We start from the raw sequence: 23,557 nt of genomic DNA on the forward strand, positions 1-23,557 counted from the left end.
TGGCCTCTCGCGCTATCCCGTAACTGCTGCCGCTGGAGCCGAGGCTATGAAGCCCACTACCGCCAACAATCCAATCATCACACCCGCGGTTGCGGCGCCGATATCTATCGTCGGCCCTTGTTGCGGAGGCGCCCAGTGCGACTCCTCAAAGTAGTCGTCAAGATTTCCCACGGGTTCACCGTCACCACCCTTGATGCGAACTTCTCCGGTCTCAATGTTCACTTCCACATCCGGGTTCTTTCTTGCACCCGGATATTTCAACTCATCTTTGAGTTCGTGGATCGCCGACTTGACATCCTGAACGCTCCTTCCCCAATCGCGGGCGATGCGTTGCTCACTGCCGGTCCATACGCCCGCCGGGTAGGCCGTAGGGGCTTGTGGAGTCGTAGAGGGGGAGGGCATCCACCTCCCTGACCGTTGCATTCCGTTTACCATTTCGCGTGAACTGGGTTGGACGCTCGACGATGGTCTGTTCGAGACAGGACTCCGCGGAGTCAGCTTCTGCGCAATCGTGGCCGAACCTTTGGGGCAATTCGGCTCGCACCCGATGGACAGTCGGAGTCCGGTCGGGTCCATATACGTGGTCGGGTTGTTGCCCGAGTACGTATAGCCCGTGTTCTGCTGCGGCAGGTTCGTGTCGATCACCGGATCCACAGACAGGAACTTCCCCAACACCGGGTCGTACGTGCGAGCACCAACGGTCGTCAGCCCCGTCGACGCGGTGACCGGCTTGTTCATATACCCGGTGCCACTCGACCACACACCGCTCGACCCACCGATCGGAGCACCATACGGATCACGCAACATCCGAGTCGTCGTCCCCACGGCACTCGCGACAGTCTGCACGTCCACCGTCCCCTCCAAGTTCGAGAACAACCACGTCAACGTCGTCCCCGTGGTCCCGGTCTTCGCCGACTTCTCCGCAATCGGCTTACCCTCCGCACCAGAATACGTCCGCACACCCGACACCACCGAAGAACCCGGCGCCTGAGACAGCACCGTGTCACCGACGAACAACGACGCACCCTCCTTCGAGCTCTTGCGCAGAAGAAGACTGCCATCGACGTTGTACACGTTGTCCTGCGTCACCGACCCGGTGACGACCTTCGACACCTTGCCGACGTCGTTGAACGTGATCGTCTGCCCCGGACGACCCGTCATATTGCCCGCCGCGTCGTATGTGTAGGAGCCCGGCCCCGTGCCCGCAGGACCCGTCACCGTGTTCACCGAGTGCGGGCGGTCCCCGCCCGCGGCAGGATACGTGTACGCCGCCGTCGATACCGCGCCCATCGTCGACCGCTTCACCAGGCTCGTGCGGTTGCCCGTCTTCGTGTCATAGGTGTAGTCGTGCCAGTACGGCTCAAGCCCGCCCATCGCACCCGCCGAAGGAGCCGCCGTGCAGGCTGTGGCCGCATTCGGCGTCCAGGCTCGCGTCAACTGCCGCAGACCGTCGTAGGTATAACAGGTCTTCTGCGTGCCATTCGTCGGCAGCACCGAGTTCATCGTGGCTGACGTCACGTTGCCCACAGCATCCCGCGTATATGCGCGACTGGCGACGCTATGCCCGGTGCCCCCGAAGACAGCGAGGTCGTCGATCGCCATCACAGCACCGGTGGCCTGGTCATAGGCGTAAGTGGAATACGCCGTGGATGTCGAGCCGTTCATGCGATTCAACTGCGAGAGCTGACCGATCGGTGAATACACCGTGTTCGCGAGGATGATCGAGGTGCCTCGCACGCCGCTCAGCTTGCCCCAGGTGTCGTAGCTGTATCGGATGAGCTCCGACGGGAGCCCGCCCATCGCGGGCATCTGCTTGGCTTGCAATGACGAATCCGGGTTGTAGTACAGCGTGGTCTTGTAACTCGTCCCCGCGAACGCCGGGGCACCGGCGGGGATCGACAGCGTCGTGTCGAGCGGGTTGCCTGCCGCATCGTAAGCGCCCACCGTCGTCGCGTATGCGAGGCCGGGAGTTCCGGGTGCCGACCCGGTGTACGACGTGGACGTCGTGACCAGACCCTTCTTCACCGAGTCATATGTCCACGACGACAGCATCGACCCCGAAGCCGTGCCGGCGTAGGTCGCCTTCTTGCGATTGAGCTCGTCGTACGTGGTGGTCACCGTCTTGCCACGTGCATCGGTCGTCGACGTCATGTTGCCGACGAGGTCGTAAGTCGCCGTCGAGACGCCCGAGTCCGCATCGTCCTGGCCCACGCGGTTGCCGAGAAGATCGAACGTCCACGTCCAGGCGTTGCCCGCAGGGTCGGTCATCTTGGTCATCCGGTTGCCGCCGTCATACGCGAACGTCGTCGACTGCCCCGTCCCGCTGATGGCACCGGTGAGGTACTGCACCAGCTTCGTCTTATGACCCAGAGTGTTGGTGAAGGTGCTTGTCGCCGTGCCGCCGATCGGCGGAGTGGTGTCGACCCGGTCTGCGCCGGCGTATGCGTTGACCGTTTTTGAGCGCAGGGAACCCGTCGTGTTGAGCGTTGAGGTCAGGGGCCGCCCGACAGCGTCGTAGGCCGTGACCACCTGCGACGGCACGTTGTCCTCGGTCACCGGGGTGAAGAACGCCGTTCCGGGTGAGATGGATGCCGTCCAATAGTCGTTGTCGACGAAGTAGACGCGCCCCTGGTGGTCGTAGTTCGTCGTCTTCACGACCGTGCCGCCGCCGACCGCAAGGGTCTGTGTCTGCGTGGCACGCCCGAGCCCATCGAACAGCTCGAACTTGTCGACGACCCCTCCACCCGTCACCGTGCTGGTCTTGATCGCGTTCGGCGCGGTCTGCGACAGGGTGTATGAGAACGCCATCGAGGGCGAACTCGGGTTCGTCGCCTGCGGACGCAACGGCAGCCAGACGTTCGTCGTGCGCCCCAGACCGTCGATGGCGATCGTCGTGGTCGAGCCGTTCGGATCCACCACCTTCGACGTGGCGCCGGTGGTCGGCTCGAACGACGTGACGGTCTGCCAGGAGAAGGGCGCGGTGTTGGTCTCGGTCGTCGACAGCAGCGGCTGAGCTGCGGCTGGCGTGTATGCCGTAGAGGTCTTCCGCCCCAGCGCATCCGTCTTCGTGAGCGCTCGCCCGAGGGCGTCGTACGTGCTGGAGCCGGCGTTCACCCAGTGCGGCTGACCGTTCTCGTACTTGTCGACCACCTGCGACGACGTCGCAAGGCCCTTGCTCGGCGCCGCACCCCACGCCAGACCGTCATACGTCGTCTTGACATCGCTGACGAGATCGCGGGGGAACTGCGCCGCCGCGAGATCCGCGCAGGTCGTGTTGACCGCGCGCTCCTGGCTGGGCAGGCCGATGATCCAGGCCGAGGTGTTCGGTGCCGCATAGGTGGTCGTCACACACTTGCCCGTCGCGTCGGACGGGATCGTGGACACAGTGAGCGGATAGCCATAGGTCGAGTCGAAGGTCGTGCGGGTCTCGAGCGTGCGGTTGCCGCCGGTGGAGAGCGGCTCAGTCACGATCGTCTTCTGAACACCCGTCTTGCGCGCCTGCCGGGTGCCGTCGTTGGCACTGATGCCCGATGCCCACGGCGTGCTGATCTGGTCGGTGACCAGCGCGCCACCGACGCCGTTGAACGTCTGCTGACGATATGTCTGCCCGGCGAACCATCGGTCGTCGGGGATGCTGGTGCCGGTGACGTTCACGGCCTTCGTGCCGCCGGTCGCCGTAGCGCGGTCGCCGTTCATGCCCTGGTAATAGGTGTATTTCGACACCTTCTGCGCGGCAGGCGTGGCGGGGTTGCCTTCGCGGACCTCGACGGCGTCGACACCGGCGAAGACGTTCCACGTTCGCGCGTTCGCGACCGTGAGCGGCGAATCGTTGTAACGCCACTTCGGGGTGCCGTAGAAGTACTGCGTCTGCTGCACCTGACTGAGTGGACCGCCTGTCGCCCCGTTCACGAGGATCGACGACACCGGGTACTTGTGGAACAGGTCCTGTCGACCACCGAGCGGGATCGTCGACTGCGGCACCCACCATTCGGGGAAGCACCATCGGGTGTTGTTCGCGAGGTCAGCGAGGATGGCTGGCGCCTGCGCTGCCGTGCACTGCTGCGGACGGTAGTTGACGCTGATGGCGGCGCCGAGACTCGTCTTGATCGAGGTGAGTCGCCACTTGTCGAGAGGAGCGAGACCATCGACGACCCACACACGGTTCTGCATGGTGGCGCCACTGAAGAGGGTGGGGGGCTCCGCGATCGCTGCCTGACCCGCGGCCGTTCCGGTGCGCTGCACCTTCGTGAGCCAGAGAGCGGCAGAGGTGTTGTCACCTGGGTCGGGGAAGGAGTGCGACAGGACCCACGAGTCGACTGTCGAATAGGCACCCGAGACCTTCGCCTGCGACGTGACCTTCGCCAGGCTCGCGTTCGTGAAGAAGGTCGGCACGATCTGGGATGCCGAACACGATGTACCCGTGCAGAGCTGATCCCAGGGTACGTCGGGGTACTTCGCCGGGTTGGCCGGCGCGACCGCGCCGTCTAGGGTGCCCGTGGTGCACGTGGCACCGGACGCGTCGTTGCACCGCCCCTTCGCGTCGTACGTGAAGAGCACGCGGTAGCCTGCGGCATTCGCCGCGAAGATCTCAGTCGAGCGGAATCCGTACTCGATGCGGGTGAGGGCACCACCGCGGTGGTATGCCGTGGCGCCGGAACCACCCTTGGCGTACTTGTTCGTCTCCGCCGTGTAGTACATCGTCTGGGCGTTGCCGTGCACGTCGACCACGTAGTCGAGGTTCCATCGCCACGCCTGGTTGCACGAGGACGTGGCGAAAGTGGAGGCGTGGCACGGTTCGCCCGCATCGTTGCCGAAGACCGGAACAGTCCAGGTCGAATTGGTGGTCGGCTTCCCGCTCGACCATCCCGGCAACTGGTTCAGTCCGAAGAAGTACCGGGTTCCGTCTGTCGTCGTCATGCGCCAGCACTCGTTGTTCACGGTTCCGTTGGGGGCACAGCCCTGGGCGGTGCCGACGAGACGCTCGAACCGGGTGCCGTCGTCGTTCTGCAGACGCCACACGCCTGACGCAGCATCCTTGATCAGCGCTCCCGACCGACCTGCCATCGAGACCGTCGCGTTGTCGGTGCGCCAGCAGAGGTCGCCGGACGTGGCGACAGCGCCGCTCGCTCCGTCGTCTTTCGCGCAGGGGATGTAGCTGCGCTCGATGAACCCCGCTCCGGTGAGCTCCCATCCTTCGCCGACTGCGGACGGCTGATTGTTCGTGGACGCCGTCAGCCCGTCGACGGACTGAGAGTTGTACGAGAGCCCGACCGACGGCACCGGTCCCGCTCCGGCGGTCGGCGCCCCCATCTCGTAGTTCCATGTGAACGCGCCCGTCTGTTCGGCGACATCCCACGTCGACGACGACTTCAACGGCGTGGCGGCGTAGGACCCGGTTCCACTGCTCGAGCTGGCTCCCGCGAGCGCCGCGAGCAGCATGGGCTCTGCCGAGACCGCAGGCGTGAGCACGAGGCCTTCGTCGGTCGACGCGGTCGCGACGCTCACGGACTCCTTGCGAAGATCCGAGGCCTTCGTGTCGGCCGGCACCTGCACCCATTCGAGCCTGCTGTCGAAGTCCGCCCCGTACGCTGCAGAGAGGAGCTCGTTCGGAAGACGGACCGCGACAGAGTTACCCGTCTCGGGGGCATCGGCGCGCGTCAGTGACAGGACGAGACCGTCCAGGCCTTTCTCGGTTGTCGCCTTCTCATCGAGGACCTCGACGGCGAGCGCGGTAGGGGGCTCGACCTCATCCTCAGCCGCGTCCGGCTTTTCCTCGTCCGGCTTCTCCTCGTCCGGCTTCTCCTCGTCCGGCTTCTCCTCGTCCGGCTTCTCCTCGTCCGGGTTCTCCGCATCCGGCTTCTCCGCGTCCGGCTTTTGCTCGTCCGGCTTCTCCTCGTCCGACTTCTCTTCGTCCGACTTCTTTTCGTCGGGTTTCTTATCAGGTCGCACGCCCGCCGGCGCAAGTGCGATGCCCGTATCAGCGAGCGGAGTCCATTCACCGATCACGGTCGCCGCGGTGCTGTCCTCTTCCCCTTCCGTGGTCACGCCCACGGAATCCGACGGCGCGAGGGAGACCTCTGTGACCTTCAACTGCGGCAGCTCCTGCGCGCTGGGCGTGGCGGCGGTCGTCGACGAGGCAGCATCCTCGCCTGTCTCGACGTCGCCGAGGACAGCGCCGGGAACGGGATCTCCGAACACCGGGGTAGGCACAGTCGGGGTCGCATCGGCTATTGCAGCGCCGGGCGCGGCGACCAGTACACCGCAGACCAGCACAGCGGCCACGGCGACGCCCAGAACACGTCGCCCCAAAGAGTAAGTCATCATCGGCTCCGAATAGGTCGAACGTCGTCAGTCGGAAAAGGGGATCTCGAAGGCAGCAAGGCGCGCAAGCTGGAAATGGTCGATCACTCCGGGGACTAGCACCGGATTCGTGAACAGCCCCTCCCACCGGCCGGTCATCGGCGCGGGACCGAACACCAACGGGCCGTGCGCGGACCTGTCGCCCGCGCCGAGGATGTGCCCGTTGATCGCCGTCGGGCTGATGGAGTTGCCCACGTGCAGCCGCAACTGCTGATTCACCGCATCCCACACGCCTGTGACCAGCTGCCACTGCCCCGTCATCTTGCCGCCGGTGGCGCAGTTGCTTGCACGATTCGTGCTCGACGACGACACGTTGTTGTCGCCGAGACAGAAGGCGTAGATGCCCTCCGGTGTGACTTGGAGCTGGATAGACCCCGCCGCCCCTCCGCCTTGAATCGCGATCTTCTGCGCCGAGCCCGTGCCGGAATATCCGCCCTTGAGCCAGACGCTGAAGGAGAAGCTGTTCGTGGCGTTCACCGGTGGGAGCACCGTGCTCACCTCGAATGCAGTCCCCCCTGCAGTCGAGAGCACGGGAGACACCAACGGCGGATCCGGGAGATCCGTCGACGTCCTGGAGCTGGTCTCGGGGACGAGCAGATCGATCCCGTTCGCCCCGATCCACGGGTTGGAGTCGGGGATCGCGTCCGGGAGCGGACTCGACATCGACGAGAGCTGCCAGGCGTGTCCCGCGTCGAGGTTCGCAGAAGCTGCCGGGGTGGTGTCGTTGCCGTTCGGATACAGCGGAAGTCCGACGACTGCGCTCTGATTGCCCGCCCTGTCATACGCCGAGACCCACAGGGTCGACAAGGAGTCAATGGGCGCAACGTTCATCGTCGCCGGTGTGGCTCCGCTCGCGCATTTCCACCGCACCGTGGACCCGGCTCCGATGTTGCAGTCGGGGAGTGCTGCAGCCACGTTGATCGTGCCGTCGACAGGTATCGCCGGCGACGGAGATGTGCGACGGGTCGGAGTGACCCACGAGACGTATCCGGCAACGTCTGCGGCGGCGGTTAAGGACACCGACACGCCCTTGCCAACGACGTAGGTCGCGCCTCCCGGGGCGGTCACCGCAGGCGCGGCGGGCTTCGTCGTGTCCACCGTGAAGTAGCACCACGCCGTGAACCCGACTCCGTCGAGTCTGTGGTCGCTTCCCCGTGCGCGCCAGGCATACACCTCACCGTTGGTCAAGCCTGTGAATGTGACCGACTTCAACCCCTGATCGCTGAACCCCCCTGCTTTGTCCTGGATCTTCACGCCCAGGTTCGAGGCTTTCGCGAGGTGGAAGTTGGTGTCGACGTTCCCAGGGTCGGGGTCCGTCTGGTGCACCTGCACGACGACGTTCGCCTGGCCGAGAGTTGCCGGGGAGGCGGCCGTGCCGCACTGTCTGCTGGGCGAGGTGAACACCGGATTGGTCGGGACACCGGGTGCAGAGTTATACGTCACGGTGAGCGTCGCCCGCCTTTCGAAGTGACGGCGAGACGGTACATTCTCGTCTTGCGGCGCGAGCCCCAACTGAATCGCGTGCGCGCCCAGACGGGACCGAACGCCTGCAGTCACGTCCCATCCCACGCTCACGGGGCCGCTGCCGCACGAGCCCGGATTCTTCGTGTCGAGGACCGGCCCCCACAGCGCGTGGTTCTGCTGGTTCCAGGTGAAGCCTGCAGCCTGGAGGCCGAAGGTGCGCACTTGCACAGGGCTGTTCGGGCAGGCCGCCCACGTGATCTGCGTCGCCCCGAGCTGCGCTGCGACGATCTCCTTGCCACTCAGAGCGCTGAGTGGAAACTCGAAAAAGGCATTCCCGTGCATATTGCCCCAACGGCCCATACGGAGCGGGACAGAGTAGTCCGCGCTGAGGTACGACTGACTCGGGTACTCCGCATCCGTGTACCAGGACTGGACGCTCCCGGCCGCCCAGTCCGGGTCGACGAAGATCGGGTAGGTGACGTCGTCACCGTCGCGTCGCTCCTCGGCTGCCACCGTTGCGCCGACGTCCAGAGCCACACGGTCTTCGAGCACTTCGTGCGCAACCGGCAGGATGGGCTCGATGCCGCCTGGCTCTCGGTATGTGCCGCCGTCGGACGAGTCCCACCACAGCGGCTGGCCGGCCACGACCTGCGAGCCGTCTGCCAGCTCCGCTTCGACGGCGCCATTCGAGGTCGTGGTGAGGTCGGCGTTCTCGATGACCACGTGGAGGTCGTCGAGGCGCGCGGACAACGCAGCCTTCTCTGTCTTGACCACGTAGATGGACGCCTGGCCGGTCCTCGTGGCGACCATCTTGAGGTCGACATCGGGAAGCACGTCGGGGTATGTGGCGGTGTCGCCGTCGATGATGGGGGCGGGAAGCGTGCCGTACGGCCACCGTTCGGTGATCCACTCACCCGTCTCTGTCTGAACCTGGGCGAGTTCGTCAGTGCCGCCGGGCGAGAACCGCACGGGCGCCGCCGAAGCGACGGGCTCGACCCAGTCTCCGACGCGCACGAGCGTGGTGTCGATCGCGACCCACTCGCCGTTCCGCGCGACGCGCACGGGCACGGTGGTTGCTTCGTACACCATGGTTCCGTCGGGCATTGCGAGAGTCTGCTCGGTCGGCGTGGTCATCCCGTCGACGGCGACGCCTTGCCCCGTAGCCGCGGCCGCGGAGCTCGCCGCGCTGATGGCAGCGCGCTGAACATCGCGGAACGAAGTCGCGGGAGCCATTCTGCTGGCTCCCACAGCAGTAGAGATCTGTGCGGCGGATGCCGAGATCGGCGCACCGGCGAACACGATCACAGCCGCGCATACAGCCGCGATGAGACGAACAGATCCAGAGGTGGTGCGAAGGCGAGTCACATACCGAAAGCTATGGTTGCGCTGAGAGCTGCACCAGTATTTAGCGCTCATCAACGATGTTTGTAAGGTATTCGTCGCAGCCGCAATACGTCGGCGATCAGCCCGCGCGGATCATCGACCGCGGGGCGAGCAGCTCCGACCTCGAGCCGACGTCTTGGCCGAGCTCTCCGATGAGCTTGGCGCGAGCTCGGCTGAGGGTAGTGAACACGGAAGCCTGCGAGCAGCGATCGAGTTCGGCGATCTCGCCCGCAGCGAGCCGATCCCAGTAGAAGAAGATGACGAACCGTCTCTCTCGGCGCGTGAGCACCGAGTCGATCGCGTGGCGCACGGCGAGAACATCGAGCACGTCATGTGCTCGCGCCCCCTCGGCCATGCGGCGGACGGCCTCCATGGCCCCTGCCCGAACGCGGAGGGTGCGGTCGCGGTCCTTGAGCTTGTTGTCCGCGGTCCTGAGCAGCCAGATCAACCCCAGAGGCCTCAGTATGTCGAGCTTCACCCAAGCGAGCGAGAACACCTCTGACACAAGGTCCGAGACCTCATCATCGTCATCCAGCACGCACTCCACATGGTGTCGAACCGCCCCCCAGTGCGCGACGAAGATCTCATTGAACACGCCCACGCGCTCCGCGTGAGCGACTTCCCCCCGGGTGCGCACATGGAGGATCGTACTGCGACCGCGTCGGCTCGGACAGTAGTCGAAAGTCGCTATCTCAGACCCCTCGGGGAACGTTGGGGCCGGGTTGCGTGAGGCCTCAGCCCTCGAACGTCCCGACCTCCGGCACCCGATCCGTTCGTCCGTAGCGCAGCAGCATCACGCCGCTGTCGTCGACGACCGGCGGCTCGAGCAGGCGCAGCACCGACGGCATGGCACCGTCGTCGAACACCTTCTTGCCCGTGCCGAGCAGGATCGGATACACCCACAGGTTGAGCTCGTCGAACAGCCCTCCGGCGAGCAGCGAGTGCACGAAGTCGATGCTGCCGATCACGTGCACCTCGTCGTGCTGCGCTCTCAGTTCGGCGATCTCGGCGGCGAGATCGTCCCCGACGCGGTGACTGTTCTGCCACGAGAGCGCGACATCAGGGTTCCGCGACGCGACATACTTCGGCACCCGGTCGAAGAGCCTGCCGATCTCCCCCGACGGGCCTTCCGTGTGATGCGGCCAGTACGACGCGAAGATGTCGTAGGTGCGGCGGCCGAGCAGCAGGGCGTCGAGCCGCTGCATCCCCTGCGAGACGGTCTCTCCCATGCCCGACGACGGATACCCCGCCTGCCAGCCGCTGAATTCGAACCCTCCGGACGGATCCTCGTCGGTGCCGCCCGGGCCCTGGGCGACGCCGTCGAGGGTCATGAAGAGGTCGATCAGGATGCGTCCGGTCATCAGAGTGCTCCTTTGCACAAGAGTGCGGCGATGTTCCCAGTATGCGCTCGTGCGGTGCCGTCGCGCCGTCTACCCTTCCGCACCCCAGCGCCCGAGCTGCTCGATCGCCTCGCGCAGCGCGAGACCACGATCAGTGAGCGCGTAGGCACGCGTGTTGTGCCGCAGCGGAAGTCGACTCAAGACCCCGGCCGCTTCGAGCTCGCGCAGACGGGTCGCGAGGATGTTGGTCGGCACCCCGAGCTCACGCTGCAGGTCGCCGTATCTCTGCGGCCCAGCGAGCAGCTGCTCGACGATGAGCAGCGCCCACCGGGCGCCCACGATGTCGAGGGCGGCAGCGAGGTCGCTCACGCGTTCTGATCGGAATCCGACTTCATCCAGAACGGCGAGTAGTGATACCCGTCGGGGTCGTCGAACTGGCGCTGATACATGAACGAGTAGTCGTCGGTGTCGCCGATCCTGCCACCGGCGGCAGCGGCACGCTCGACGAGCTCATCGACGGCCTCGCGGCTGCCGAGATCGAACGAGACCGTCACCTTCGACGGCGTATCGGGTCCACCGATCACGTCCTCGGTGCCGCCGACGCTCGCATACATCTCGCGGCTGCCGAGCATGACGTACTGCTCGGGCGCGATCGCGAAGCACGACACGTTGTGATCGGACATCTCGGCATTGAGGGTCCAGCCGAGAGCGGTGTAGAAGGCGGTGGCCCGGTCGACGCTCTCGACGGGGCAGGTGATGAAGATGCTCATGCGCCCACACTTGCAAAATACAAGTAACACGTCAAGAGGTCTTCGCGGCGAGCACACGATCCCCCGTGCGGGGGATGCCACCGCATCCGCCCCGGCTCTACGGTGGGGGGATGCCTGCAGCGCCGTTCACCCGCATCCCCAGCGTCCGCGAGCAGCGCGGCGATATCGTGCTCGCTGCGGTCATGTTCGTTGGCGCCGTTCTGAGCGCCGCACTCTCGACGGTGGCCGAGATCTACGGCGACACCAGGGCAGAGCCGTGGACCGCGCTGGTCTACGCGGTCGCCGTCACCGCGCCGCTCGCCGTGCGCCGGCGCTGGCCCGCCCCGGTCGCCGTCGCCATCTCGCTCGCGTACTTCCTCGCGATCACGTTCCAGGTGCCCGAGATCTACGTCGGCAACATCGCCATGTTCGTGTCGCTGTACACGGTGGGCGCGTGGATGAACAACCGCAGAGTCGCGATGATCGTGCGCGTCTCGATCATCGTCGGCATGTTCGTCTGGCTGATCATCACGATGTACCGACAGGCGATCGAAGAGGCCGACAAGGCCGAGGTCGCGGCGGGCCTCCTCTCGCCCTATCTCGCCTTCATGCTCATCCAGCTGCTGCTGAACGTGCTGTACTTCGGCGGTGCCTACTACTTCGGCGAGCGCTCCTGGCACGCCGCGCAGGAGCGAGCGGTGCTGGAGCAGCGCACGGCCGAGCTCGAGAAGGAGCGCGAGGTCACCGCTGCCCAGGCCGTCGCGCTGGACCGCGTGCGCATCGCCCGAGAGCTGCACGACGTCGTCGCCCACCATGTGTCGGTGATGGGCGTGCAGGCGGGAGCCGCCCGGCTCGTGATCGATCAGGATCCGGAGAAGTCCAAGAGCATCCTCACAGGGATCGAGGCATCGGCGCGTGATGCGATCCACGAGCTGCGGCAGCTCCTCGAGACCCTCCGCACCCCTGGCGGCGAGACGACGGATGTCGCATCGACGGTGACCTTGGACGACATCCGCTCGCTGGTCGAGGCGTCGACGGAAGCGGGGCTGCCCACGCACTACGTCGTGATCGGCGAGCCGGTGCCCGTGCCCTCGATCGTCGCCGTGAATCTGTATCGCATCGCCCAGGAGTCGCTCACGAACGCCCGTCGTCACGCCGGCGTCGGCGCCACCGCCGATGTGCGCGTGCGTTACGACGACGACGGTGTCGAGGTCGAGATCGTCAACACCGGCCGCGCGGTGGCGGTGCTGCGTCCCGGGCTCGGCCAGCTCGGCATGCGCGAGCGCGCCGCAGCATCCGGGGGCACGCTCGACGTCGCCCCGCGTGCGGCGGGAGGGCTTCGCGTGCGGGCTCGCGTTCCGCTGACCGGCGACGGCAGCACCCAGACCGCGCAGACCGAGCCCACCGCTCCCACCGCCCCCACCGAGACATTGATCGAGACGAGCACCACCTCATGAGCCAGACCGATGCGCCGATCCGAGTCCTGCTCGTCGACGATCATGCGATGCTGCGAGCAGGATTCCGGACCATCCTCGACACGCAGCCCGACATCACGGTGGTCGGCGAGGCGGCAACCGGCGCCGAGGCGGTCGCCCAGGCGTCTGCCCTGCGCCCCGACGTGATCACGATGGACGTGCAGATGCCCGACATGGACGGCATCGAGGCCACCAGGCGGATCGTCGCCGATGCGGGCGTCGGAGCGGCCATCGCGATCGTGACGACGTTCGACCGCGACGACTACCTCTACCAGGCGCTGGACGCCGGAGCGAGCGGCTTCCTGCTCAAGAACGCCGGTGCGGAGGATCTCATCGCGGCGGTCCGGGCTCTCGCAGCGGGCGACGGGATGCTGGCGCCCGAGGTCACGCGTCGGGTGCTGGCTCGATTCACGACAGCATCCTCTCCAGCATCCTCTCCGGCATCCGCTTCGGCATCCTCTCGGGCATCCGCTTCGGCATCCGCAGGGGAATCGACGCCGACCGCCGCGCCGTCACAGGTCGCCCCGACCGTGCCCGTCGACCCGCTCACCGAGCGCGAGGCCGAGGTGCTGGTGCTGCTGGCCGACGCCCGCAGCAACGCCGAGATCGCCGGCGCCCTGTTCATCGGAGAGGCCACCGTGAAGACCCACGTCTCGCGGATACTGCAGAAGCTCGGTGCGCGTGATCGCGTGCAGGCCGTGGTGCTCGCGCACCGGATGGGACTCACATAACGCCGACCCCGATACCCTCGGATCCATGACCACCGCCGCACCTCTGTCTCGACCGATCCTGGCCGGGGTGGTCACCGCACTGGTCGGATTCACGAGTTCGTTCGCCGTCGTGCTCACGGGTCTCGGCGCTGTCGGCGCCACGCCTGCGCAGGCGGCCAGCGGGCTGCTCGCCGTCAGCCTCACGATGGGACTCGCCTGCATCGTGCTCGCCTGGCGGTATCGGATGCCGATCACCGTCGCCTGGTCGACCCCCGGCGCCGCACTCCTCGCCGCGACCGGAGTGGTCGACGGCGGATGGCCTGCCGCCGTCGGCGCGTTCCTCGTCGCGTCCGCGCTCATCCTGCTCACGGCGCTCTGGCCGGCGCTCGGTGCGCTGATCGCCCGCATCCCGCCGTCCATCGCGCAGGCGATGCTCGCCGGAGTGCTGCTGCCACTGTGTCTCGCGCCGATCACCGGCCTCGTGGCGAACCCGTGGGGCGTGGTTCCGGTCGTGCTGACGTGGCTGGTGTTCGCACGCCTCGCGCCGCGGTGGGCCGTCCCCCTCGCCTTCGTCGCCGCAGCGGTCGTGGTGGCCGTCTCGCTGATCCAGGAGCGCTCCGCAGTCGACGCCGGACTCCTCGTGCCCCGGCTCGAACTCACCGCCCCCACCTTCACGGTCGGCGCTCTCGTCGGTCTGGCTCTGCCGCTGTTCATCGTCACGATGGCCTCGCAGAACGTCCCCGGCATCGCCATCATGCGCAGCTTCGGCTACGAGGTCCCCTGGCGCCCAGCGATGCTCGTGACGGGAGTCGGAACGGCGGTCGGCGCGACCGCCGGCGGCCATGCCATCAACCTCGCGGCGATCAGCGCCGCCCTCGCCGCCTCACCCGACGCCGACCCCGATCCGAAGCGCCGCTGGGTCGCCGGGGTCTCGACCGGAGTCTCGTACCTGGTGCTCGGCGGCTTCTCGGCAGCCTTCGCCACACTCGTGCTCCTCGCTCCCGAGGCGGTGATCCCGGCGGTGGCAGGGCTCGCACTGTTCGCCGCCTTCGGGTCTTCCGTGCAGCAGGCGATCGACGACCCGGGCGAGCGCACCCCCGCGGTCGTGACCTTCCTTGTCGCGGCCTCCGGCATCGCGGTGCTGGGAGTCAGCGCCGCCTTCTGGGCTCTCGTCGCGGGCCTCGTCGTGCGCACGGCGCTGCATGCCGGGCGCCGCTGACCCCGGCCAGCACTGACACCGGCCAGCACTGACACCGCACGGCGCCGGCACCTCACGGAACGCCCTCGGCTACCGTGGACGCGTGACAGTTCCCACGCCTGCTCCTGTGCCGTCGGCCGGTGCGCCAGTCGGATACTTCGACGCACGTGCACTGCTCGACCCGGTGAACCCCGCCGAGGTCGACGCCTTCGCCCGAGCGCAGCGCGCGGCGAACCCCACGCCGGCCGGTCGGATCGTCGCGTGGGTGGTCGCGGGGTTCGCCCTGCTGTGCGTGGTGCCGGTCCTCGCGATCATGATCCTGGGCCTGGGCTATGCGATCGGTCGTGAGACGGGGGTCGCGGTCGCCGCTCTCCTCGGACTGATGCTGCTCGCGGGCCTCGTCATCGGGATCGTGATGCTGGTGCGTCGCAGCATCCGTCTGCGCAATCTCACCCGATTCCGCCTCGCGCGCTTCGCCGGGGCGAACGCGATGAGCTACATCGAGCGGATCGACGACCCGCCGTTGCCCGGCATGATCTTCTCGTCGGGGTCGAGCCGCATGTCGACCGACGTGCTGCGAGGGGTCGAACCGCGCTTCGTCGAGTTCGGCAACTACCAGTACACGACCAGCAACGGCAAGCAGTCGACGACCCACCGCTGGGGATACGTCGCGGTGAAGCTCGACGTGCCGCTGCCGAACATCGTGCTCGACGCGCTCGGCAACAACACCCTCGGCAGCACGCTCGCGGCCGCGTTCCGCAGCGACCAGCGGCTCTCGCTCGAGGGCGACTTCGACCGGTACTTCTCGTTGTACTGCCCGACCGGATACGAGGTCGACGCCCTGTATCTGTTCACCCCCGACGTCATGGCGCGGTTCATCGACCACGCGGCGCAGCTCGACGTCGAGATCGTCGACGACTGGCTCTTCCTCTATGCGCGCCGCAACCTGTCGACGCTCGACCCCGCGACCTGGGCGTGGCTCTTCGGCGCGGTCGGGGCGCTGCTCACCAAGCTCGATCAGTGGGCGCGGTGGCGCGACGACAGGCTGCGGCTCGCAGCGCAGCATCCGTCCCTCCCGACCTACGGCGCCCCGGCTCCGGCGCCTGCCGGAGCACCCGCCTTGCCGTTCGCCGCTCCGGCGGGGATGCTGACCCCTCCGCCCATCGGCGTCGCCCCGCCCGGTCAGCGCCTCAGGCGACGGAGTCCCTGGCTGATCGTCGGGATCATCCTGGGGATCACGTTCGTCGTGACCGCGGCGCCGTTCGCGCTCGGGATCTTCTCGGTGCTGTTCCTGCGCTGAGCACTTCGCTCTCCCGCGCGCGCTTCACCGCTCTCCCCCGCACGGCTGACGACTGCCCACGCGGGGCACTCGCAGATCCCCCTCACAGATCCGCCACAGGGGGGATGCCGGGGCCGAGCACCGCGCCATAGCGTGAGGGCATGACCACAGGAAAGCTCGTACTCACCGGCATCACCAAGAGCTACGGCTCTCGGCGCGTGCTCGACGACGTCTCGTTCGAGGTGTCCCCCGGGCGCCTCACCGGGTTCGTCGGCGGCAACGGCGCCGGCAAGACCACCACGATGCGCATCGTGCTGGGCCTGCTCGGCTCCGACGGCGGACGCGTCGAACTCGACGGCGTCGCCCTGACCAGCGCAGACCGCCGCCTCTTCGGGTACATGCCCGAGGAGCGTGGCCTGTACCCCAAGATGAAGGTGCTCGAGCAGATCGTGTACCTCGCCCGGCTGCACGGCATGAGCAAGGCGGATGCCACGGCACGGGCGACCGCCCTGCTCACCGAACTCGGGCTCGAGGAGCGCCTCAACGACACGATCGAGTCGCTGTCGCTCGGCAACCAGCAGCGCGCGCAGATCGCCGCAGCGCTCGTGCACGACCCCGAGGTGCTGATCCTCGACGAGCCGTTCTCGGGCCTCGACCCGCTCGCGGTCGACGTCGTCGCGTCGGTGCTGCAGGCATCGGCTGCCAAGGGTGCGTCGATCCTGTTCTCGTCGCACCAGCTCGACGTCGTCGAGCGGCTCTGCGACGACCTCGTGATCCTCGCCGGAGGCACGATCCGTGCGTCCGGCTCGCGTGACGGGCTGCGCGCACAGCACGCCGGCAATCGGTACGAGCTCGTCTCCGCCGGGGATGCAGGATGGCTGCGCGCCGAGCCCGGTGTCACCGTGGTCGACTTCGAGGGCGGCTACGCCCTGTTCGACGCCGAAGACGCCGACACCGCCCAGCGCGTCCTGCGCACCGCCGTCGAACGCGGCGATGTCGCCAGCTTCGCACCCAAGCATCCGTCCCTCGCCCAGATCTTCAAGGAGGTCATCCAGTGAGCACCTCGAGCACCACCGGCTCGCCGTCGCAGGCATCGCTGATCTGGCTCGTCGCCGAGCGCGAGATCGGATCGAAGCTGCGCAGCAAGGCCTTCCTGATCTCCACCGGCATCCTGCTGATCCTCGCCCTCGCCGGCATCGTGATCGGCGGCTTCGCCAGCAAGAACACCGACGCGATGCCCGTGGCCGTGACCTCCGAGACGGCATCCGTCGTGTCGGCTCTGCCCGCCGTCGAGATCACCGAGGTGGCAGACCAGGCCGCGGCCGAAGAGCTCGTGCGCTCGGAGAAGGTCGACGCCGCGGTCCTTCCCGGCGACGGCCCGGCGGGAGTCACGATCGTCGCTCTCAAGGACGCGCCGACCAGCCTCGTGTCGGCGCTCTCGCAGGCGCCGGACATCGAGATCCTCGAACCCGCGACGACCAACCCGCTGCTGCGGTACTTCATCGCGATCGCGTTCGGCATCGTGTTCATGGGTGCGGCCGCGACCTTCGGCGGCACGATCGCGCAGAGCGTCGTCGAAGAGAAGCAGACCCGCGTCGTCGAGATCCTGCTGTCGACCATCTCGGCGCGCACACTGCTCGCCGGCAAGGTGATCGGCAACACGATCCTCGCGATGGGGCAGATCCTGGCGCTGGCGGCGGTCGCGACGATAGGACTCATAGCGACGGGTCAACGCGAGGTGCTGTCGACCCTCGGCGCCCCCATCATCTGGTTCGCGGTGTTCTTCCTGTTCGGGTTCATCCTGCTCGCGGCCCTGTTCGCCGCCGCCGCCTCGATGGTGTCGCGCCAGGAGGACATCGGCTCGACCACGACTCCGATCACGATGCTGATCATGGCGCCGTACATCCTGGTCATCTTCTTCAACGACAACCCGCTGGTGCTGACGATCATGTCGTACGTGCCGTTCTCGGCTCCGGTCGGCATGCCGATGCGGCTCTTCGTGGGCGAGGCGCAGTGGTGGGAGCCGCTGCTCAGCCTCGTGATCCTGCTGGCCAGCTGCGTCGCGGCGATCATGATCGGCGCGAAGATCTACGAGAACTCGCTGCTGCGCATGGGTTCGCGGGTCAAGCTGGGCGAGGCGCTGCGAGGCTGATCACAGCCCCGCCCCTGACGCCCTCTCCATCGACGAAGCCCCATCCTGCAGATGTCTGCGGGGTGGGGCCTCGTCGTTCAGACGGTCACGGACCGGTTCAGATCAGGCCGTCCGACAGGGTGGTGGGGTTGCCGAACCGGTGGTTGGTGATCGACACGGCCTGCTCGTGCAGGAACGGCAGCATCTCGACTCGACCGGCGCCCGTGACCGCATGCGACCAGACGGCGACATCGGGCGTGCCGCCGAGCGCCTCGAACAGCGCAGCCGCATCGCCGCCGACGAGACGCACGCGCTGCCAGCTGTGCTCGGCCTTCGCCGCAGTCTTCGCGTAGCGCTTGACCCAGGCGGCGTCGTTCTCGAGCTTCGGAGTCACGCCCTGGGCGCGCAGCGCCTTCTCGACCCGCGAGGGCAGGGCCGATGCGGACACCGTGAACGGGCTGCCGCTGCGCAGGGCCGCGGCGATCACGCGGATGCCGTCGGCGAGCGGTGCATCCTCGGCGATGCGCACGTCGACGGCGACCGGGCGGTACCGGAACACGTTGCGCTCGACGCCGAGACCGGACTTGTCGCTCACGGCGCCGAACTCGTCGACCCAGGCGCGCTCGTCGGAGGCGGCCGCGCGGTGCAGCCACTCGATCTCGACGGCGCCGAGGTCGGAGCCGGCCGCGCTGAGCACCGCCTCGACCGAGGGGTTCACCGCAGCCCCGGGAGCCGCGGCGGGGAGCTCGGCCGGAGCCCACTCGCCGAGACCGAACAGGTAGTTCGGGCCACCGGCCTTGGCGCCGGCGCCGACGGCCGACCGCTTCCAGCCGCCGAACGGCTGGCGCTGCACGATCGCGCCGGTGATGCCGCGGTTGACATAGAGGTTGCCGGCGTCGACGCGGTCGAGCCAGGTGGCGACCTCGTCGGAGTCGAGTGAGTGGATGCCGGCGGTGAGGCCGTAGTCCACGGCGTTCTGCAGGCGGATCGCCTCGTCGAGGTCCTTGGCGTGCATGATGCCGAGCACGGGTCCGAAGAACTCGGTGAGGTGGGTCGTCGAACCGGGGGCGACGCCGATCTTGACGCCCGGCGTCCACTGCGTGCCCTCGTCGTCGAGCTTCTTCGGCTCGACGAGCCAGCGCTCGCCCTTCTCGAGGGTCGTCAGCGCGGTGAGCAGCTTGCCGTTCGCCGGCTCGATGATCGGACCCATCTGCGTGGCGGGGTCTTCGGGCAGTCCGACGCGCATCGAGGTGACCGCATCGACGAGCTGACGCTCGAACCGCTGCGAGTCGGCGACCGAGCCGACGAGGATCGCGAGCGATGCGGCCGAGCACTTCTGCCCGGCGTGGCCGAATGCACTGCGGGCCACATCGGCGGCCGCCAGGTCGAGGTCGGCCGAGGGCGTGACGATGATCGCGTTCTTGCCGCTCGTCTCGGCGAGCAGCGGCAGGTCGGAGCGGAACGAGCGGAACAGCTGCGCCGTCTCGTATGCACCGGTGAGGATCACGCGGTCGACCACGGGGCTGGCGACGAGGCGGGTGCCGAGGTCGCGGTTCGCGAGATCGACCAGTGCGAGAAGGTCGCGCGGAACACCCGCGGCCCACAGCGCCTCGACCATGACCGCGCCGCAGCGCTGCGTCAGCTTGGCCGGCTTGATGATCACGCCGGAGCCCGAGGCGAGACCCGCGAGCACGCCACCGGCGGGGATCGCGACCGGGAAGTTCCACGGCGGGGTGACGACGGTCACCTTCGACGGCACGAACTCGGCACCCGAGATGTTCTCGAGGTCGAGGGCGCGCTCGGCGTAGTAGTGCGCGAAGTCGATCGCCTCGGAGACCTCGGGGTCGGCCTCGGCAATGGTCTTGCCCGCCTCGTGCGCCATGATCTCGATCAGCTGACCACGGCGGGCGGCGAGCTCATCACCCGCGCGGTGCAGCACGGCGGCACGCTCGGCGGCAGGAAGCGCCGCCCATCGAGCGGCGGCGGCGGATGCGGCGGCGAAGATCCCGTCGAGCTCGTCGGTCGTCTCGACCTTGGCCAGAGCGATCGAGTCCAGACCCAGCGTCGAATCGACCGAGCGCTGCAGGATCTCACGACCCCAGGTGCGGTTCACGGCGATCGCCGGGTCGCTGTCGGGCTGGTTCTCGAAGCCGGTGGTGACGGCCCCGCCCGCACCGGCAGCCGCCTCAGCGGCGCGGTCCTGCACGCGGTTCGACGAGGGCACCGAGCGGTCGGCCTCGAGGCCGGCGAGCGAGCGCTCGAACCGCTCGCGCTCCCGGGTGAGCAGCGCCGGGTCGGAGGCCAGCTCGAACACGGCAGACATGAAGTTCTCGGGGCTGGCGTTCTCTTCGAGGCGACGCACGAGGTAGGCGATGGCCACGTCGAACTCGGCCGGGTTCACGACGGGTGTGTACAGCAGCAGCTGACCGACGTCCTTGCGCACGGCCTCCGCCTGGCCAGTCGCCATGCCCAGGAGCATCTCGTACTCGACGGCGTCCGTCACGCCACGCGCCTGCGCGAGCAGCCACGTGTAGGCGATGTCGAACAGGTTGTGGCCTGCGACGCCGATGCGCACGGCATCCAGTCGCTCGGGAGTCATCGACCAGTCGAGCACGCGCTTGTAGTTCGTGTCGGAGTCCTGCTTGGTGCCATAGGTCGCCAGCGGCCAGCCGTGCACCTTCGAGTCGACCTCTTCCATCGCCAGGTTCGCGCCCTTGACGACGCGGACCTTGATCGGCGCTCCGCCCTTCGCGCGCCGGGCGGCGGCCCACTCCTGCAGCTGCTGCATCGCGCCGAGCGCGTCGGGCAGATAGGCCTGCAGCACGATGCCCGCCTCGAGCTTCTCGAGACCCGGCTGGTCGAGGATGCTGGTGAACGCCGCGATCGTCAGGTCGAGGTCGCGGAACTCCTCCATGTCGAGGTTGATGAACTTCGTCCTGCCTGCGGCCTCCGAGGTCGCCGCGAGCTCGTAGAGCGGGGTGAGCTTCTCGACGACGTCGGCCACGGCCTCGTCGAACGACCACATCGACAGCTGGCTGACGACGCTCGAGACCTTGATCGACACGTAGTCGACGTCCTTGCGGGCGAGGAAGTCGTAGGTGCCCTGCAGGCGACGACCGGCCTCGCGCTCACCGAGCACGGCCTCGCCGAGGAGGTTGAGGTTGAGGCGGTTGCCGCTCTTGCGCAGCTTCGCGATCGCGGGGCCGAGCTTCGACGGGGTCGCGTCGAGCACGAGGTGTCCGACCATGGCGCGCAGCACACGCCGCGAGATCGGCACCACGACGCCGGGGAGCTTCGGCGCCCAGAACCCGCCCGTCTTGATGGCGGCACGCAGGTATCCGGGCAGCAGCGAGGGCGTGATCTCCGAGAGGTCGGCGAGCGCACGGCCGGCGACGCTGAGGTCTTCGGGGCGCATCACGCCGTCGACGAAGCCGACGGTGAACGCGAGTCCGTTCGGGTCCTTGAGGACCTCCGACAGGCGCTGGGCGGCGGGCTCGACGGGGTGGGTCTCGCTCTCGGCGAGCCAGCGCTGCACGAGGGCGGCGACCTCTTCGGTGCCGGGGGTGGTGCCGCGCGGGGTGGCGTCGGGGGTGGTGGTGTCGGCGGCGACAGTCATCGGGGAACCTTCCAGGGGGATCGCACACCCGGGTACGTGTGCGGCTCGATCATTGTCAGGCGCGCCAGTAGGCTACGTCTATCAACCGATTCGCTAGCGTTCTGTTCAGTCAGAGTGAACGATTGGGACCACTCGGAAAGGGAGCGGATGCTTGACGTGAACCGACTGCGGATGCTGGTCGAACTGTCGCGCCGAGGAACCCTCTCAGCCGTCGCCGACGCCCTCTCCTACAGCAAGGCCTCGGTGTCTCAGCAGCTCAGCGCGCTCGAACGAGACGTGGGCGTCCCGCTGCTCCGCCGCGTCGGGCGAGGCGTGCAGTTCACCCCGCAGGGCAACGTGCTCGTGGCCGAGGCCATCGGCATCCTCGATCAGCTCGAGCACGCCGAGGTCGCTGTCGCCGAGTCGCTGACGGAGGTGACCGGAACGGTGCACATCGCCGTCTTCCAGTCCACGGCGCACTCCCTGCTGCCCGGCGCGCTCAACGCGCTGCGTGAGCAGCATCCCGCGCTCCGCGTCGAGGTGACCGAGAGCGACCCCGAGACCGGACTCGTCGGCGTCTCGAGCCGCGACTTCGATCTGATCCTCGCCGAGCAGTACCCCGGTCGCACCCGCCCGATCCATGCCGACCTCGACCGGATGGTGCTCGTGCACGACTCGATCGCGCTGGCCCGGCGCCCGGGCACGCCGGAGACGGCGGATGCGGTCGCGGCGCTGTGGTCGACGAGAGACGAGCCATGGGTGCTCGAGCCCGCGGGCACAGCGTCGCGAGCCTGGGCCGAGCAGCTGTGCCGCACTGCCGGCTTCGAACCCGATGTGCGATTCGAGGTCGCCGACCTCACCGCCCACGTGCGTCTGATCCGCGCGGGCCTCGCCGTCGGCCTGCTGCCCGAGCTCGTGTGGGCCGGCGAGGCGCCCACCGTGACGCTCACACCCCTGCCCGACGAGCCGCGTCGGGAGATCTTCTCGTCGGCTCGCCGGGTGTCGGCCGCGGCCCCGTCGATCCGCGCGGTGCGCCGCGCACTGGCATCCGCCGCATCCCGCAACCTGCTGGACTGAGCCGCCTGCGCCGTCATCGGCGTTCGGGCGTCACACGACGTCATCGGGAATATGCATTCACATGCATCTGTTGAGATCCTCGTACCCGGACGAAGGAGTCCGATCGATTCCTTCTGAAAGGCACTTCTGTGAGCACTCCCGTGATCGACCGCACCGCCCCCACCGAGCACCCCGTCCTCGACGTCCTCGCCGGGCGCTGGAGCCCGCGCGCGTACGACGCCGAGAACTCGATCGACGACGCCAAGCTGAACGCCGCCCTCGAGGCCGCGCGCTGGTCGCCCTCCGCCTACAACCTGCAGCCGTGGCGCTTCATCGTCGCTCGGCGCGGCACCGCTCTGTTCGACCAGGTCGTCGACTCCCTGGTCGAGTTCAACCAGCTCTGGGCCTCGAAGGCCTCGGCTCTCGTCGTCGCGATCGCCGAGACCGAATCCGAAGAGGGCAAGGCCATCAGCCACGCGGTCTACGACCTGGGCCAGGCCGTGGCGCACTTCTCGGTGCAGGCTCACCACGAGGGTCTCCTCGTGCACCAGATGAGCGGCTTCGACCCCGAGGTCATTCGGGAGTTCGCCGATCTGTCGCCGCGTTTCTCGGCCATCACCGTGATCGCCGTCGGCGAGCTCGGCGATGCCTCGGGCCTCCCGGAGGGCCTCCAGCAGGGAGAGACCGCCCCGCGCGTGCGCCGTCCGATCGCCGAGACGGTCATCCTCAGCGCCTGACGCTCCCTCGCACCACGAAGGGCGTCACCCGATATACGGGTGGCGCCCTTCTGCGTCGCGTCCGCACGCGACCTAGAATC

At 67.8% G+C, this 23,557-nt stretch carries 15 protein-coding genes; 8 read left to right on the top strand and 7 right to left on the bottom strand.

Annotated elements, in window-relative coordinates; genetic code table 11:
* Positions 1–12 precede the first annotated feature (12 nt).
* From ASF87_RS04760 to ASF87_RS04785, 6 genes are all read right to left on the bottom strand, one after another.
* On the bottom strand, positions 13–6,321 hold the full coding sequence (locus ASF87_RS04760; protein ID WP_157550001.1) for an RHS repeat domain-containing protein: 6,309 nt from the start codon (positions 6,319–6,321) through the stop codon (positions 13–15).
* A gap of 27 nt (positions 6,322–6,348) precedes the next feature.
* Entirely contained in the window at positions 6,349–8,928 is a 2,580-nt protein-coding gene (locus tag ASF87_RS04765; RefSeq protein WP_157550002.1) for a LamG-like jellyroll fold domain-containing protein, read from the bottom strand.
* 358 nt (positions 8,929–9,286) lie between these two features.
* Positions 9,287–9,745 (bottom strand): RNA polymerase sigma factor, encoded by a 459-nt coding sequence (locus tag ASF87_RS04770; protein WP_157550003.1) that lies wholly within the window; start codon positions 9,743–9,745, stop codon positions 9,287–9,289.
* 196 nt (positions 9,746–9,941) lie between these two features.
* Entirely contained in the window at positions 9,942–10,568 is a 627-nt protein-coding gene (locus ASF87_RS04775) for a dihydrofolate reductase family protein (protein ID WP_056374584.1), read from the bottom strand.
* A 69-nt stretch (positions 10,569–10,637) separates the two neighbouring features.
* Positions 10,638–10,916: a winged helix-turn-helix transcriptional regulator gene (locus ASF87_RS04780; protein WP_042541257.1), complete on the bottom strand. Its 279-nt coding sequence runs from the start codon at positions 10,914–10,916 to the stop codon at positions 10,638–10,640.
* The gene (locus ASF87_RS04785) at positions 10,913–11,317 is read right to left on the bottom strand and encodes a VOC family protein (RefSeq protein WP_042541255.1); all 405 of its coding nucleotides are present in this window, start codon (positions 11,315–11,317) and stop codon (positions 10,913–10,915) included. The genes ASF87_RS04780 and ASF87_RS04785 overlap by 4 nt, the downstream gene beginning before the upstream one ends.
* 110 nt (positions 11,318–11,427) lie before the next feature.
* Between ASF87_RS04785 and ASF87_RS04790 the strand changes: the two genes are divergently transcribed.
* The 6 genes from ASF87_RS04790 to ASF87_RS04815 all read left to right on the top strand — a co-directional run bounded on the left by ASF87_RS04790 (position 11,428) and on the right by ASF87_RS04815 (position 18,110).
* Positions 11,428–12,753: a sensor histidine kinase gene (locus ASF87_RS04790; protein WP_056374585.1), complete on the top strand. Its 1,326-nt coding sequence runs from the start codon at positions 11,428–11,430 to the stop codon at positions 12,751–12,753.
* On the top strand, positions 12,750–13,502 hold the full coding sequence (locus ASF87_RS04795; RefSeq protein ID WP_056374587.1) for a response regulator: 753 nt from the start codon (positions 12,750–12,752) through the stop codon (positions 13,500–13,502). The genes ASF87_RS04790 and ASF87_RS04795 overlap by 4 nt, the downstream gene beginning before the upstream one ends.
* A 25-nt stretch (positions 13,503–13,527) precedes the next feature.
* Positions 13,528–14,700, top strand: a complete 1,173-nt coding sequence (locus tag ASF87_RS04800; RefSeq protein ID WP_056374589.1) for a benzoate/H(+) symporter BenE family transporter — start codon at positions 13,528–13,530, stop codon at positions 14,698–14,700.
* An 82-nt stretch (positions 14,701–14,782) separates the two neighbouring features.
* On the top strand, positions 14,783–15,979 hold the full coding sequence (locus ASF87_RS04805; protein ID WP_200933694.1) for a hypothetical protein: 1,197 nt from the start codon (positions 14,783–14,785) through the stop codon (positions 15,977–15,979).
* Positions 15,980–16,119: 140 nt separating this feature from the next.
* Positions 16,120–17,016 carry an ABC transporter ATP-binding protein gene (locus ASF87_RS04810; RefSeq protein ID WP_056374593.1) on the top strand — a complete coding sequence of 299 codons (897 nt, stop codon included), beginning with the start codon at positions 16,120–16,122 and terminating at the stop codon, positions 17,014–17,016.
* Positions 17,013–18,110: an ABC transporter permease gene (locus tag ASF87_RS04815; protein WP_056374595.1), complete on the top strand. Its 1,098-nt coding sequence runs from the start codon at positions 17,013–17,015 to the stop codon at positions 18,108–18,110. The genes ASF87_RS04810 and ASF87_RS04815 overlap by 4 nt, the downstream gene beginning before the upstream one ends.
* A 97-nt stretch (positions 18,111–18,207) precedes the next feature.
* Here the strand turns inward: ASF87_RS04815 and ASF87_RS04820 are convergent, their stop codons facing one another.
* Entirely contained in the window at positions 18,208–21,705 is a 3,498-nt protein-coding gene (locus ASF87_RS04820) for a proline dehydrogenase family protein (protein ID WP_056374597.1), read from the bottom strand.
* 147 nt (positions 21,706–21,852) lie between these two features.
* Between ASF87_RS04820 and ASF87_RS04825 the strand changes: the two genes are divergently transcribed.
* Together ASF87_RS04825 and ASF87_RS04830 are read left to right on the top strand one after the other, a co-directional pair.
* Positions 21,853–22,761 (top strand): LysR substrate-binding domain-containing protein, encoded by a 909-nt coding sequence (locus ASF87_RS04825; protein WP_056374599.1) that lies wholly within the window; start codon positions 21,853–21,855, stop codon positions 22,759–22,761.
* Positions 22,762–22,889: 128 nt separating this feature from the next.
* Positions 22,890–23,477 (top strand): nitroreductase family protein, encoded by a 588-nt coding sequence (locus ASF87_RS04830; protein WP_056374600.1) that lies wholly within the window; start codon positions 22,890–22,892, stop codon positions 23,475–23,477.
* Positions 23,478–23,557 lie beyond the last annotated feature (80 nt).

Source organism: Microbacterium sp. Leaf161, assembly GCF_001423645.1.
Lineage (GTDB): Bacteria > Actinomycetota > Actinomycetes > Actinomycetales > Microbacteriaceae > Microbacterium > Microbacterium forte.